Source organism: Nocardioides palaemonis (assembly GCF_018275325.1).
GTDB classification, from domain to species: Bacteria; Actinomycetota; Actinomycetes; order Propionibacteriales; family Nocardioidaceae; genus Nocardioides; species Nocardioides palaemonis.
The window spans coordinates 258,759-272,040 of record NZ_JAGVQR010000004.1 but is presented as its reverse complement, the minus strand read 5'-3'; the positions used below and the strand labels follow the sequence as shown (position 1 = coordinate 272,040).

Annotated in this window: 14 protein-coding genes and 1 riboswitch; of the genes, 10 read left to right on the top strand and 4 right to left on the bottom strand. The window is 72.6% G+C overall.

The genetic code is table 11. The features are described 5' to 3' along the window. Nucleotides 1–3: 3 nt before the first annotated feature. Nucleotides 4–1,326 carry an alpha/beta fold hydrolase gene (locus KDN32_RS17000; protein ID WP_211733446.1) on the bottom strand — a complete coding sequence of 441 codons (1,323 nt, stop codon included), beginning with the start codon at nt 1,324–1,326 and terminating at the stop codon, nt 4–6. Between the two features lie 96 nt (nt 1,327–1,422). Between KDN32_RS17000 and KDN32_RS16995 the strand changes: the two genes are divergently transcribed. From KDN32_RS16995 to KDN32_RS16980, 4 genes are all read left to right on the top strand, one after another. Then, entirely contained in the window at nt 1,423–2,076 is a 654-nt protein-coding gene (locus KDN32_RS16995) for a fasciclin domain-containing protein (RefSeq protein ID WP_211733445.1), read from the top strand. A gap of 107 nt (nt 2,077–2,183) precedes the next feature. Continuing rightward, nucleotides 2,184–2,816: an RNA polymerase sigma factor gene (locus KDN32_RS16990; protein WP_211733444.1), complete on the top strand. Its 633-nt coding sequence runs from the start codon at nt 2,184–2,186 to the stop codon at nt 2,814–2,816. Then, nucleotides 2,803–3,519, top strand: coding sequence for an anti-sigma factor (locus tag KDN32_RS16985; RefSeq protein ID WP_211733443.1), 717 nt, complete (start codon nt 2,803–2,805; stop codon nt 3,517–3,519). The genes KDN32_RS16990 and KDN32_RS16985 overlap by 14 nt, the downstream gene beginning before the upstream one ends. A gap of 38 nt (nt 3,520–3,557) precedes the next feature. Then, entirely contained in the window at nt 3,558–5,126 is a 1,569-nt protein-coding gene (locus KDN32_RS16980; RefSeq protein WP_211733442.1) for an FMN-binding glutamate synthase family protein, read from the top strand. 21 nt (nt 5,127–5,147) lie between these two features. On the opposite strand, the gene KDN32_RS16975 is transcribed toward KDN32_RS16980, so the two are convergent. Beyond that, nucleotides 5,148–6,590 (bottom strand): alpha,alpha-trehalose-phosphate synthase (UDP-forming), encoded by a 1,443-nt coding sequence (locus KDN32_RS16975; RefSeq protein ID WP_211733441.1) that lies wholly within the window; start codon nt 6,588–6,590, stop codon nt 5,148–5,150. Between the two features lie 168 nt (nt 6,591–6,758). Here KDN32_RS16975 and napA point away from each other — a divergent pair, with 168 nt between their 5' ends. From napA to KDN32_RS16950, 5 genes are all read left to right on the top strand, one after another. Then, nucleotides 6,759–7,052: a nucleoid-associated protein NapA gene (napA, locus tag KDN32_RS16970; protein WP_211733440.1), complete on the top strand. Its 294-nt coding sequence runs from the start codon at nt 6,759–6,761 to the stop codon at nt 7,050–7,052. Between the two features lie 41 nt (nt 7,053–7,093). Next, nucleotides 7,094–7,645 carry a LytR C-terminal domain-containing protein gene (locus tag KDN32_RS16965; protein ID WP_211733439.1) on the top strand — a complete coding sequence of 184 codons (552 nt, stop codon included), beginning with the start codon at nt 7,094–7,096 and terminating at the stop codon, nt 7,643–7,645. Between the two features lie 89 nt (nt 7,646–7,734). Then, nucleotides 7,735–8,559 (top strand): trehalose-phosphatase, encoded by an 825-nt coding sequence (gene otsB, locus KDN32_RS16960; protein ID WP_211733438.1) that lies wholly within the window; start codon nt 7,735–7,737, stop codon nt 8,557–8,559. A gap of 313 nt (nt 8,560–8,872) precedes the next feature. Then, nucleotides 8,873–9,012: riboswitch (SAM riboswitch) on the top strand. 10 nt (nt 9,013–9,022) lie between these two features. Beyond that, nucleotides 9,023–10,294 (top strand): threonine synthase, encoded by a 1,272-nt coding sequence (thrC, locus tag KDN32_RS16955; protein ID WP_211733437.1) that lies wholly within the window; start codon nt 9,023–9,025, stop codon nt 10,292–10,294. Between the two features lie 16 nt (nt 10,295–10,310). Next, nucleotides 10,311–10,586 carry a MoaD/ThiS family protein gene (locus KDN32_RS16950; RefSeq protein WP_211733436.1) on the top strand — a complete coding sequence of 92 codons (276 nt, stop codon included), beginning with the start codon at nt 10,311–10,313 and terminating at the stop codon, nt 10,584–10,586. Between the two features lie 9 nt (nt 10,587–10,595). On the opposite strand, the gene KDN32_RS16945 is transcribed toward KDN32_RS16950, so the two are convergent. Beyond that, a complete protein-coding gene (locus KDN32_RS16945) occupies nt 10,596–11,093 on the bottom strand; it encodes a GDYXXLXY domain-containing protein (RefSeq protein WP_211733435.1) in 498 nt (165 codons plus the stop codon). Then, entirely contained in the window at nt 11,090–12,301 is a 1,212-nt protein-coding gene (locus KDN32_RS16940; protein WP_211733434.1) for a DUF2157 domain-containing protein, read from the bottom strand. The genes KDN32_RS16945 and KDN32_RS16940 overlap by 4 nt, the downstream gene beginning before the upstream one ends. Before the next feature lie 124 nt (nt 12,302–12,425). Between KDN32_RS16940 and KDN32_RS16935 the strand changes: the two genes are divergently transcribed. Next, a complete protein-coding gene (locus KDN32_RS16935; protein ID WP_307854179.1) occupies nt 12,426–13,280 on the top strand; it encodes an SGNH/GDSL hydrolase family protein in 855 nt (284 codons plus the stop codon). Nucleotides 13,281–13,282: the final 2 nt, after the last annotated feature.

Sequence of the window (13,282 nt, the reverse complement as noted above, 5' to 3'; positions counted from 1 at the left end):
GGATCACCGCTGGCCGAGTGCCCGCGACCCACCTGAGCCGTAGCGGCGCGACGGGTTGGACCCGATGGTGGCAGCAGACGCCTTCTTGGCCGGCGCCTTCTTGGCCGGCGCCTTCTTGGCGGCGGTCTTCGTGGTGGCGGTCTTCGTGGTGGCGGTCTTCGTGGCGGCGATCTTCTTGGCGGCGGTCTTCCTGGCAGCGGTCTTCTTCGCTGCCGCCTTCCTGGCAGGGGCCTTCTTCACGGCCTTCCTCGCGGTCGCGGCGGCCGACCACTGCGCGACCCACGCGTCGACCGCGGTCCACGTGGTCGTGCGGGCGGCCCGCCCGGTGAGCATCCCGAGGTGGCCGCCGGGCACCACCTCGAACCGGACCTCCGGCGACCCGGCCAGCAGCGGCACCACGGCGCGTACGGCGGGCAGCGGGGCGATCCCGTCGGTGTTGCCGGCGAACACCAGGACCGGGACGTCGACGTCGGCGAGGTCGACGGTACGGTCCCCGATCTCCATCCGGCCGCGCGCGAGCGCGTTGCCCTTGACGAAGCGGTGGTAGAGCTGGCCGAACGTGCGCCCCGGGTAGGCGGTCATGCTGTTCATGAACCGGGTGACCGCCTCCATCTGCGCGAGGTAGTCGGTGTCGTCGAGGTGCGTGAGCACCGCGAGCGGCTTGGTGACGACCTTCTGGGCCGAGGCCGCGGTGAAGGCCCAGTTCACCAGCGGGGTCGGGACGCCGCCGAGCGCGCGGTAGGCCCGGGTGATCGCGCCCCGGCCCTGGGTGAGGTTGAGCAGTGGGCGGACCGGCGCCACCAGCGGCACCTTGGTGACGTCGACCGGGGAGCCGACCACGGTCAGCGACGCAATCGGCAGGTCCTGGCGGTCGGCGGCGACGAGCAGGGCGAAGATGCCGCCCAGGCTCCAGCCGACCAGGTGGACCGGACGCCCGCCCGAGTGATCGTGGACGGCGCGGACCGCCTCGGGCAGCACCTCGTCGACCCAGTGCTCCATCCCGAGCGAGCGGTTGCGGAACGACACCTGGCCGTACTCCACGAGGTAGGTGGGCCGACCGAGGCCGACGAGGTGCTCGACGAGCGAGCAGCCGCGGCGCAGGTCGAAACACAGCGACGGCGCGGCGAGCGGGGTGACCAGCAGGACCGGGTCGCCGGTCGGCGCGACGTCGCGGTCCGGGCGGTAGTGGTAGACCTCCCGCAGCTCGCCGTCGTCGATGAGGGTCCGCGGCATCGGCCGCAGGTCCGCGACGCCGCCGTAGAGCAGGGAGTGGGCGACGTTGCCCGCCGCCGAGACCAGCTGGTCGGGCTTCGGGATGAGGTCCATGGAAGAAATCTACGGGTAGGTGCATCCGGGGCGGGGTCGTCGTCCGAGAAGGGGGTGACGGGCGCGGACGGCGCCCCCGACGGAAGGACCCCCACCATGAAGCGACGCGTACCCGCTCTGCTCGCGGCCTCGGCCCTCGCGCTCGGTGCCGTGCAGGCGACCGCTCCCGCTGCGAACGCCGCGCCCGCCACGCAGAAGGCCGCCGGCGAGGACAGCCTCGCCGGCCTGCTGCTGTCGGACAACGACGAGTTCGACAAGGACAAGAACGACTTCGACATCCTGACGCAGGCCGCGCTGGCCGTGGTCACGGCCAAGCCGGACTCGCCGGTCGCCCTCGTCACCGACGGCTCCAAGCGCCTCACCGTCTTCGCGCCCACCGACCAGGCCTTCCGCAAGCTGGCCCAGGACCTCACCGGCACGAAGATCCGCAGCGAGAAGAAGATCTTCGACACCCTCGTCGCCGCGGCCGGCGTCGACGCGATCGAGCAGGTCCTGCTCTACCACGTCATCCCGGGCAAGACCCTCACCAGCGCGAAGGTGCTCAAGGCCAACGGCGCCAAGCTCACCACCGCCGAGGGCAGCAAGATCAAGGTCAAGGTCAAGATGAAGCCGAAGGTCTCGGTCACCCTCAAGGACCGCGACAAGAACGCCGAGGACCCGCAGGCGATCCTCAAGGCGCTCGACCTCAACAAGGGCAACAAGCAGATCGCGCACGGCATCGACCGCGTGCTGCGCCCCTTCGACCTCTGAGGTCGGTCGACCTGTGAGGTCGCGCCCGGGGCCCGTGCGGGCCCCGGGCTGCACCGTCCAGCACGTCCAGCAGGACCGGCACGAGGCCGGACCGGGAGGGGAGCGCGATGACCGTCGTCAGGCTCCCCACCCGGTCGGGCCACCGCTACGGTGGTGCCGTGGTGGGAGCAACAGTCCTCGAGGAGGCGCCCGAGGAGTCGGTCGAGGCCCTCGCGCTGCGCTTCCGCGACGGCGACGAGGCCGCGCTCGGCGCGGTCTTCGACCGCTGGTCCGGCCTGGTCCACACCTTCGCGGTCCGCGCCCTCGGTGACCCCCACGACGCCGAGGACGTCACCCAGCAGGTCTTCGTGGCCGCCTGGCGCAGCCGGGCCACGATCACCCCTGGCCCCAGCACCTTCCCCGCCTGGCTCGTCGGCATCGCGCGCCACAAGGTCGCCGACGCCCGCGCGGCCCGTGCGCGGGACGCCCGCAAGGTCCACGCGGTCGCCGCCGTCACCACGCCCGACGAGTCCGTCGCCACCGACTCCGCGCTCGCCGAGCGGCTCGTCGTGCGCCAGCTCGTCGACGAGATGGACGAGCCCCGCCGCACGGTCCTGCTCCTCGCCTTCTGGCACGACCGACCCCACTCCGACATCGCCGCGACGACCGGGCTGCCGCTCGGCACCGTGAAGAGCCACCTGCGCCGCGGCCTCGCCCAGCTCCACCGCGTCCTCGAGGAGGTGCGCCATGGCTCACGCTGACCCCGACACCCTGGCCGACCTCGTCCTCGAGCCCGACGCGGTCCGCGCGTCGGTGCACGCCCACGTCAGCACGTGCCCCGAGTGCGGTGCGGCCCTGGACGCGCTCCGCTCCACCCGTGCTGCCACCGGGGCCGACCCGCTGGTCGCCGCCCCTGCCGACCTGCGCGAGCGGGTGCTCGCCGAGGCGCTCGCCGACGGTGCGCTGCCGACGGCGCCGTCCGCCCCCGTGCCGCTGCGCCGGCGTACGTCCGTGCCCCTGTGGCTCGCGACGGCCGCCGCGGTCATCGGGCTCGTCGCCGGGCTGGGCCTCGGACGCTGGACCGCCGACGACCCGGCCGCCGCACCCGAGCCGGACCCCGATCCCCCCGGGGCGGTCGTCGCCAGCGCGGCGCTGACCGCGCTCGACAGCGACGCGCCCCGCGGGGACGTGGAGGCCTTCGACGCCCCCGACGACGTCGTCCGGGTGTCGGTCCGCGCCCGCGAGCTCGGTGGCGAACAGGGCTACCACGAGGTCTGGCTGATCAACCTCGACGGCAAGCGGATGGTCGCCCTCGGCTTCCTGCCCCGAGGCGACGACGGGACGTTCGAGGTGCCGCGCCGGCTGATCGACGAGGGCTACCGCATCCTCGACATCTCCGTGGAGCCCGACGACGGCGACCCCACCCACTCGGGTGTGAGCATCGCGCGCGGCGAGCTCGCCTGATCCTCGACAACCCCACCCCGGACGGCTAGGAACGTCCCATGAGGTGGAGGTACGCGATCCTGGGCGGCTCGGCCGTCGCCGCGGCGGCGACCGCCGTGCACGACCTGGTGCAGACCCGTCACGCCATCCTGCGGAACTTCCCGGTCATCGGGCACGGCAGGTTCCTGGTCGAGCGCGTCGGGCCCGAGCTGCGCCAGTACATCGTCACCAGCAACGACGAGGAGCGGCCCTTCAGCCGCGACCAGCGCAGCTGGGTCTACGCGAGCTCCAAGCTGGAGAACAACTACTTCGGTTTCGGCACCGACAACGACGTCGAGCGGGTCGAGGGCTACCCGATCATCAAGCACCGCACCTTCACCGGTCCCGGGGCGGCGGTGATGCCGCACGCCCAGGAGGAGATCCGGCTGCCCTGCGCGAAGGTGCTCGGCGCCGCCCGCGGGCGTACGCACGCCTTCCGGCCGGGGTCGGTGGTCAACATCTCCGGCATGAGCTTCGGCTCGCTGTCCGGGAAGGCCGTCGAGGCCCTCAACCGCGGCGCCGCTGCCGCGGGCTGCCTGCAGAACACCGGCGAGGGCGCCCTCTCGTCCCACCACCGTCACGGCGGCGACATCGTCTTCCAGATCGGCACGTCCTACTTCGGCTGCCGCGACGAGCGCGGCCGCTTCGACCTCGCGCGGCTCGTCGACCTGGTCCAGTCGGCACCGGTGCGCGCGATCGAGGTCAAGCTCAGCCAGGGTGCGAAGCCGGGCCTGGGCGGGATGCTCCCGGGAGGGAAGGTCAGCCGGGAGATCGCCGAGATCCGCGGCATCCCCGAGGGGGTCGACTGCGCCTCGCCGAGCCGCCACGCGGTCTTCGGCGACGTCGACTCGATGCTCGACTTCGTCGAGGAGGTCGCCGCGGCCACCGGCCTGCCGGTGGGCATCAAGTCGGCCGTCGGCAACCTCACGATGTGGGACGAGCTCGTCGAGGAGATGGCGCGCGGCGGCCGCGGCGTCGACTTCGTCAACATCGACGGGGGAGAGGGCGGCACGGGCGCCGCGCCGATGATCTTCGCCGACTCCGTCGCCTATCCCTTCCGCATCGCGTTCTCCGAGGTCCACCGGCGCTTCGCGCAGGCCGGGATCGCCGACGACGTGGTCTTCGTCGGCGCCGGCAAGCTCGGGATCCCGGAGAACGCCGTGGTGGCCTTCGCGCTGGGGGCCGACCTGGTCAACGTCGGGCGCGAGGCGATGATGGCGCTCGGGTGCATCCAGGCGCAGAAGTGCCACACCGACCACTGCCCGGTCGGGGTGGCCACGCAGAACCCGCGCTACACCCGCGGCCTCGACGTCACGCTCAAGAGCGAGCGGGTCGCGAACTACGTGCGCTCGCTGCGCCGCGACCTGCTGAAGGTCTCGGAGGCGGTCGGGGTCGTGCACCCGGGCCTGATCGGGCCCGGTGACGTCGACCTGGTCGACGGCACGAGGTCGACCGTCGGCCTCGCCGAGGCCTACGGCTACGACCCCTCGTGGCCGCGCCTCGGCGCCCGGCTGGTCAAGGAGGTCGAGGCGCTCATGGTGGCGCAGGACGCGACCCACCGCGCCGCCGACGAGGAGCCGCCGGGCTGAGCTGTCCCGCAGGGGGAGGGGTCAGCGCGCCCGCGAGCGGCGCACGGTCTTGTCGTGGTGGTCCGGCAGCTGCTCGAGCTCGCTGAGGAAGTCGTGCGCCCACCGGGCGACGTCGTGCTGCACGACCGTCTTGCGCATGGCGCGCATCCGGCGCCCGGTCTCCTTCTCGTCCGCCGCGAACGCCTCGAGCAGGGCGGCCTTCATCCCGTCGATGTCGTAGGGGTTCACCAGCCAGGCCTGGCGCAGCTCGGCCGCGGCGCCGGCGAACTCCGACAGCACCAGCGCGCCGTCGTCCTCGAGGCGGCAGGCGACGTACTCCTTGGCGACGAGGTTCATGCCGTCGCGGAACGGCGTCACCACCATCACGTCGGCGGCGCGGTAGAGGGCTGCCATCTCCTCGCGCGGGTAGGAGGAGTGGAGGTAGGAGATGGCCGGGCGGCCGATCCGACCGTGGTCGCCGTTGATGCGGCCCACCAGCAGCTCGATGTCGTCGCGCAGGATGCGGTACTGCTCGACCCGCTCGCGTGACGGGGTCGCCACCTGCACGAACACCGCGTCCTCGACGTCGAGCTTGCCGTCGCGGACCAGCTCGCCGAACGCGCGCAGCCGCGAGTGGATGCCCTTGGTGTAGTCGAGCCGGTCGACGCCGAGGAAGATCCGCTTCGGGTTGCCCAGCGCGTCGCGGATCTCCGCAGCGCGCTTCTCCACGCCCTCGGACCGGGCGAGCTCCTCGAAGCCGGCGGTGTCGATCGAGATCGGGAACGCGGTGGCCTTCACCGGGCGGCCGTCGGGCAGGTAGATGGTGTCGCGGTGGGTCTTGTGGCCGACCCGGCTGCGGACCAGCCGGACGAAGTTGGCGGCGGCGCCCGGGAGCTGGAAGCCGATCAGGTCCGCGCCGAGCAGCCCCTCCAGGATCTGGCGGCGCCACGGCAGCTGCGAGAAGAGCTCGGCGGGCGGGAACGGGATGTGCAGGTAGAAGCCGATGCGCAGGTCGGGGCGTCGCTCGCGCAGCATCTGCGGCACCAGCTGGAGCTGGTAGTCCTGGACCCAGACCGTGGCGCCCTCTGCGGCGACCTCGGCGGCCCGGTCGGCGAAGCGCTCGTTGACCCGGACGTAGCTCTCCCACCACTCGCGGTGGAACTCCGGCTTGGCGATGACGTCGTGGTAGAGCGGCCACAGGGTGCCGTTGGAGAAGCCCTCGTAGAACTCCTCGACCTCCTCCTCGCTCAGCGAGACCGGGACGAGCGAGAGGCCGTCCTCGACGAACGGCTCGACGTCCTCCTCGTCGGCCGAGCCCGGCCACCCGATCCACGCGCCGTCGTTGGCTCGCAGCACCGGCTCGAGCGCCGTGACCAGGCCGCCGGGGGAGGTGCGCCACGACACGGACCCGTCGGGCGCCGTCACCCGGTCGACGGGCAGCCGGTTGGCGACGATGACGAGGTCTGCCTGCGGGGTGTGGCTCACGCCACGACCCTATCCGCGTTCCGAGAGGCGCAGGTCACCCCCACGTGGGCCGCCCGCGGTTTTGTCCAGACGACTCGCCGGAGGCGAATGACATCGTTGTCGTTCGTCGCCTAGACTCGGGTCCAGTCCACCTGCTCCGGTGGACGTGGGGTCGACAAGGAGTTGGTCATGGACGCCGCGAAGCACATCGCAGCCGGGCAGGAGACTGCTGCCGGGCTGAGCCAGCGCGACCGCGAGATCCTCGAGTTCGAGCGCCACTGGTGGAAGTACGCGGGCGCCAAGGAACAGGCCGTCCGCGAGAAGTTCGACATGTCCTCGACGCGCTACTACCAGGTCCTCAACGCCCTCATCGACCGTCCCGAGGCCCTCGAGGCCGACCCGCTCCTCGTGCGTCGGCTGCGCCGGCTGCGAGCCTCTCGCCAGCGGCAGCGCTCGGCCCGTCGTCTCGGGTTCGAGGTCTGACGACCCACCTGTCCACCACTCACGGATCGGCTTCCTTCCCCATGGCCTCCTTCCCCAGTCCGGGCCGCACCACCGCCTCCTCCACCACCCGCCGACCGCGCGACGAGCGCGGCGTCGCCTTCCCCTCGCCGCTGGTCATGCTCTCGGTGCTCGCCGTCGCGATGGCCGCGATCACCTTCGTCGCGACCCGTGACGAGGCGCCCACCGAGCGCCGGGTCGACACCGCCACCATCGCCAGCGCCGACCAGACGCCGAGCGCCGAGCCGACCGCGGAGGCGACCGACACGGTGACGCCGAAGCCGAAGCCGCGGCTCAACCGCGGCGAGGTCTACGTCGAGGTGTTCAACAACTCCGGCATCAGCGGGCTCGCCGCCTCCACGGCCACCCGCGCGACCGACATCGGCTGGTCGGTCGTGGGGGAGGACAACTGGGTCGGCAACATCCCGACCACCACCGTCTACTTCCCGCCGCGCCTGCAGGCCGCCGGCAAGCAGCTGGCGCTCGACCTCGGCATCACCCGCACCATGCCGGCGGTCGGTGTGATGAAGCGCGACCGACTCACCGTCATCCTCACCACCGACGCGCCGCGCTGACCCGCAGCCGGTCCACGGGCCAGCCCCGTGGGGTGACCCTTCCGCGGGACGGGTGCGTGGCTGCGGCCGGCATCTGGTTGGGTGATCCCATGGAGTTCACCTCCCCGGCCGCGCGCGAGCACTACGACGCCGTGCGCGAGGTGCTCGCCGGCACGGTGGTGGGACTGGACTTCGACGGCACCCTGTCGCCCGTGGTCGACGACCCCGAGTCGGCACGTCTGCACCCCGGCGCGCCGGGCGCGCTCCTCGAGCTCGCCGAGGTGGTCCGCGCGGTCGCCGTGATCACCGGCCGGCCCGCCCGTCAGGCGATCGCGATGGGCGACCTGGACGCGCTCGGCAACGCGATGCTCGACCGCGGCGCCGAGCTGTTCGTGTTCGGCCAGTACGGCAACGAGCGCTGGTCGGCGACGGAGCAGCGGATCCGCTCGCCGCGACCACCGGCCGGCCTCGCCACCTTCGAGCGCGAGCTCCCGTCGGTGCTGCGCCGCGCCGGCGCCGCCGAGGCGTTCGTCGAGGAGAAGGGGCTGGCCGTCGCCGTCCACACCCGCCGCATGGACGACCCCGCCGGTGCCCTCGACCGAATCCGCGAACCGCTGGCCGACCTCGCCGAGCGCCACCACCTCACCCTCGAGCCGGGCCGCAACGTCATCGAGGTCCGCTCCGGCGACATGCACAAGGGCCGGGCGGTCCGGACCTTCGTCGCCGAGCAGGAGGCGACCGGCGTGGTGTTCGGTGGCGACGACCTCGGCGACATCGAGGCGTTCGAGGCCGTCCGCGACCTCCGCGCCGACGGCCTCCCCGGACTCGTCGTCTGCTCCGCCTCCACCGAGCAGCCCGACCTGGTCGACCTCGCCGACGTGGTCGTCGACGGTCCCGCCGGAGTCGTCGAGCTGCTCGGCCGCCTCGCCCGCTGACCCGGCGCGAGTGTCGCGCGTTCGGTCGCCGAGTCGGCGCGAGTGTCGCGCGTTCGGTCGCCGAGTCGGCGCGAGTGTCGCGCGTTCGGTCGCCGAGTCGGCGCGAGTGTCGCGCGTTCGGTCGCCGAGTCGGCGCGAGTGTCGCGGAGTGCATGACGTTCACGCCGACTCGGCGCGTTCTCCGGTGACGTTCACGCCGACTCGGCGCGTTGTTCAGTGACATTCGTGCCGAGTCAGCGGGTGGCGCCGGGACCTTGGTCTCGGATGTCGGACTTCGTGTGCACATCGTGAGACACGCGCCTACTGTTGGTCCTGCTCATCACGAGGGACTGAGGGAACGGCCCGACGAAGTCCCGGCAACCGCCCGTGAGCCTCCTGCCCGGACCCCGTCCGGCAGACACGGGAGCAGGTGCCAAATCCGACCCGCGCGATCGTCGCCGGGACAGATGAGGAGGAGGACTTCATGAGCACCCTGCTGGACGAGACCACGACCCACGCGCTGCGCGACGGCGCCTTCGGGAACGCCCGGGCACTGACGTGCCGGGAGTGCGGCCACGAGGTGGCCCTCGGCCCGTCGTACGCCTGTCCGGAGTGCTTCGGGCCCCTGGAGGTGGCCTACGACTTCCCGGCCGTGACCCGCGAGGAGATCGCCGCCGGGCCTCGCAACATCTGGCGCTACAAGGCGCTCCTGCCGGTGCCGTCCGACATCGAGCAGAGCCCGAACACCGAGCCCGGCTTCACCCGGCTGCTCGAGGCGAGGAACCTCGCCCGCGAGCTCGGTCTCGAGAAGCTCTGGGTCAAGGACGACTCGACCAACCCGACCAACTCCTTCAAGGACCGCGTCGTCGCCTGCGCGCTGAGCGCGGCGCGCGAGCTCGACGCAAAGGTCTTCGCCTGCCCCTCCACCGGCAACCTCGCCAACGCGGTCGCCGCTGCGGGCGCACGCGCCGGCATCCCCACCGTGGTCTTCATCCCGAGCAACCTCGAGACGCCCAAGAAGGTCAACTCGGCCGTCTTCACCGAGAAGCTGGTCGCGGTCGACGGCAACTACGACGACGTCAACAAGCTGGCCTCCGAGATCGCCGGCGAGGAGGAGGGCTGGGCGTTCGTCAACGTCAACGTCCGCCCGTTCTACGCCGAGGGCTCCAAGACCCTGGGCTACGAGATCGCCGAGCAGCTCGGCTGGCGGCTGCCCGACCAGATCGTCATCCCGGTCGCGTCGGGCTCCCAGCTGACCAAGGTCGACAAGGCCTTCCAGGAGCTGATCACGCTCGGCCTCGTCGAGGACAAGCCCTACAAGGTCTTCGGCGCCCAGGCCACCGGCTGCTCACCGGTCTCGGTCGCCTACAAGGGCGGCACCGACGCCATCCGCCCGGTCAAGCCGGACACCATCGCCAAGAGCCTGGCGATCGGCAACCCCGCCGACGGCATCTACGTGCTCGACGTCTGCCGCCGCACCGGCGGAGCGGTCGAGGACATCACCGACGACGAGGTGCGCGACGCGATCGTGCTGCTCGCCCGCACCGAGGGCATCTTCACCGAGACCGCCGGCGGCACCACGGTCGGCGTGCTGAAGAAGCTCGTCGAGACCGGCCAGCTCGACACGTCGCTCGAGACGGTCGTCATCAACACCGGCCACGGCCTCAAGACCCTCGACTCCGTGTCCGACCGGGTCGGCCCCGCCGCCACCATCGCCCCCAGCTACGACGCGTTCGTGGCGTCCGGCGTGCTCTGAGAGGAAGATCGCGAGCATGAGTGTCTCGGTACGGATCCCGACCATCCTGCGCACCTACACCGGGGGCGAGTCCGAGGTGAGCGCCGAGGGCGACACCCTCGCGGCCGTCCTCGACGACCTCGACGCCCACTACTCCGGCATCAAGGGGCGCATCCTCGACGAGGCGGGGGCGCTGCGGCGCTTCGTCAACGTCTACGTCGGCAACGACGACGTGCGCTTCCTCGACGACCTGCAGACCCCCACCCCGGACGGCAGCCAGGTCTCGGTCATCCCGGCCGTCGCCGGGGGCTGACCGGTCCGGTCACGGCGCTTGGACGTCGACGACGGCCGCGTGGCCGCGCCCGTCGATCCTGACCTCCGCGACGGCGCCGTCGCGGAGCAGGTCCTCGGTGCGCGCCGCCTCGTCCTGGGGCAGGAAGAAGCTCTCGATGCCGCACCGCACCTGCCAGGTGCGGTCGTCGCAGGCGAGGTACGGCCCGTCGGCGGGGCGCTCGCGCGTCCATCCGTCGGCGACCCAGACGTCTGCGTCGCGACGGAGCGTGACGTAGAGGTCACCCGACTCGCCGTCGTCGAGCGAGCCGATGCCCTGGTCCTCGCCGGCGGACGTTCTGCCGTGGTGCAGGTCGGGGTAGTCGAGGGCGACGTACGCCCCGCGGAACGGGTCGATCGGGTCGAGCGGTGCGACCCGCAGCTCGTAGGTGTCGCCGGTGAGCCGGGCGGAGAGCTGGGGGGCCACGGCGAGCCCGACGAGGGCGAGCTGGCCCAGGGCCACGACGGCGGTGGTGACGGTGCGCTTCATCGGTCTGCTCCTCGGGAGGGGTCGGTGTCGGGGTCCAGGGCCTGGGTGAGCTCGCGCCGCGCCCGGTCGAACAGGAAGCCGGTGCCCAGGAAGACGGTGCCCAGCACCACGAAGAGCCAGGCTCCGGTGACGATGGGGGCGAAGACCGCGAAGCTCTGGAAGGTGGTGAAGACCACGAGCCCGGCCATCGCCATCCAGGTGATCGCGGTGTGGTCGCGCAGCGTGCCGAGGGCGACCAGCGCCACGGCCAGGACGACGTAGACGCCCACCGACACGGCGGCGTGCAGCCAGTCGGAGGTGTCGACCGTGGTCGTGTCGGTCCCGGTCTGCCAGAGCGCCAGCCCGGTCCCGACGGCGAGGACGACGACCGCGCCGGCGGGCTCGAGGAGCCGTCGCACGGAGCGGTCGACGACGGCGGCAGCCACCAGGGCGGCCCCTGCGGCGGCGAGCGCCGCGACCAGCCACGCGTTCCAGGTGAGGTCACCGGAGCCGACGTCGGGGATCGCGGCCACGAAGAGGGTGAGCAGCGCCATCGCGGCGCCGACCGTGCGCCAGGTCCACGCGAAGGAGGGCAGGCGGGTGTCGTGCAGGACGGCGAGGGACGCGGCGAGCACGGCACCGGCCCCGAGGAGGAGCACGACGGCGAGTCCGGAGGGCTCCTCCCAGAGCGGCCGGGTGAACCACCACGCCACCCCGGTCGCGACGCCCACCACGAACGGCAGGTACGCGCGGGTGAGGTAGCCGTGGAGCAGCGCGCCCACCGCCCAGACAGCCAGCAGGCGCGGTTCGAAGGCCGGCACCTGCAACGACTGGGCGGCCTGGAACACCACGGCGCCGAAGCCGAGGGCCGCCAGCAGCCGGAGGGCGCCGACGACCGGTGGGCTGGTCCGACGGGCCGCGAGCGCCTCGGCGCCGGCGAGCAAGGCCAGCCAGATCGCGCTGACGGCGACGAAGCGGGTGAGGGGCGAGAGCTGGTCGAGGTTTGCCGCCACCAGCCAGATCAGGCCGATCCCGACGAAGCCGCCGCCGAGGTAGAGCAGCACGCGACCGACGCCGACGTGGTGCGACTCGGGGCGGTAGCGGGTGGAGATGCGAGCGGCCTGCTCGTCGGAGATGAGGCCCTGCGAGGTCCAGTCGGCCAGCTCGCCGCGCAGCCAGGTCAGCTGACGCGGTGGCACGGGACGGACGGTGTCCACGGATGCGTTCATGGCTCCAGCGTGGCGCGGACCGGAGGTCGCGTCCTGAGTACGTGGACCCAACTGTGGGGTGCTGGTCGGCCCCCGGTCGCCGACGGGTGACCGGCCGTTCAACCCCGCATGGTTGAACCGGGGCGTGGAGCAGGAGGAGCGCGTGCGCGGGGCCGGTGCGCTGGGGGCCGCGGTCGCGGCGGCGAGCGTCGGGACGGTGGTGACGACGGCGTACGCGGTCCGGCGGCTGCTGCACCACCAGGCCGCCCGGGCGCGACGCGAGATCGGGAAGCCGCTGGGCGAGCAGGCGCCCCCGGGCGACCGGCACTGGCGCCGGTCCTACGGCGACCCGGTCGACCTCGTGGTCCTCGGCGACTCGATCGCGGCCGGCCTCGGCGCGGAGAAGTCCAAGCAGACGCTGGGCGGCCGGCTCGCGCGGTCGGTCGCGAAGCGGCTGGGCCGTTCGGTGCGGCTGCGGACCGTCGCCGTCGTCGGGTCGGAGAGCAGCGACCTCGCGGCGCAGGTCGCCGCGCTGCCGGCGACGTACCGCCCGCACGTCGCGGTCGTCGTGGTCGGCGGCAACGACGTGACGCACCGGGTGCCGGTCGTCGACTCGGCCCGACACCTGGGCGACACCGTCGACGCGCTGCGGGCGCGAGGTGCCGAGGTCGTGGTGGGCACGTGCCCGGACCTGGGGGCGCTGCGACCGGTGCCGCAGCCGCTGCGGGCGCTCGGCTCGCGGGCGTCGCGCCAGCTCGCGGAGGCCCAGCGGGCGGTGGCCCTCGCGCACGGCGCGCGCGTCGTCTCCCTGGCCCACGTCGTCGGTCCGTTCTTCATCACCAACCCCGACGAGATGTTCAGCCTGGACCGGTTCCACCCCAGCGCGCAGGGCTACAAGCGCACCGCGAAGGCGATGCTGCCGTCGGTGCTGGCGGCGCTGGGCGTGGTCGAGGAGGTGCCGTTCGGGCACCACGCGCCGGTGGCGGGCGGGTCAGGCTAGGG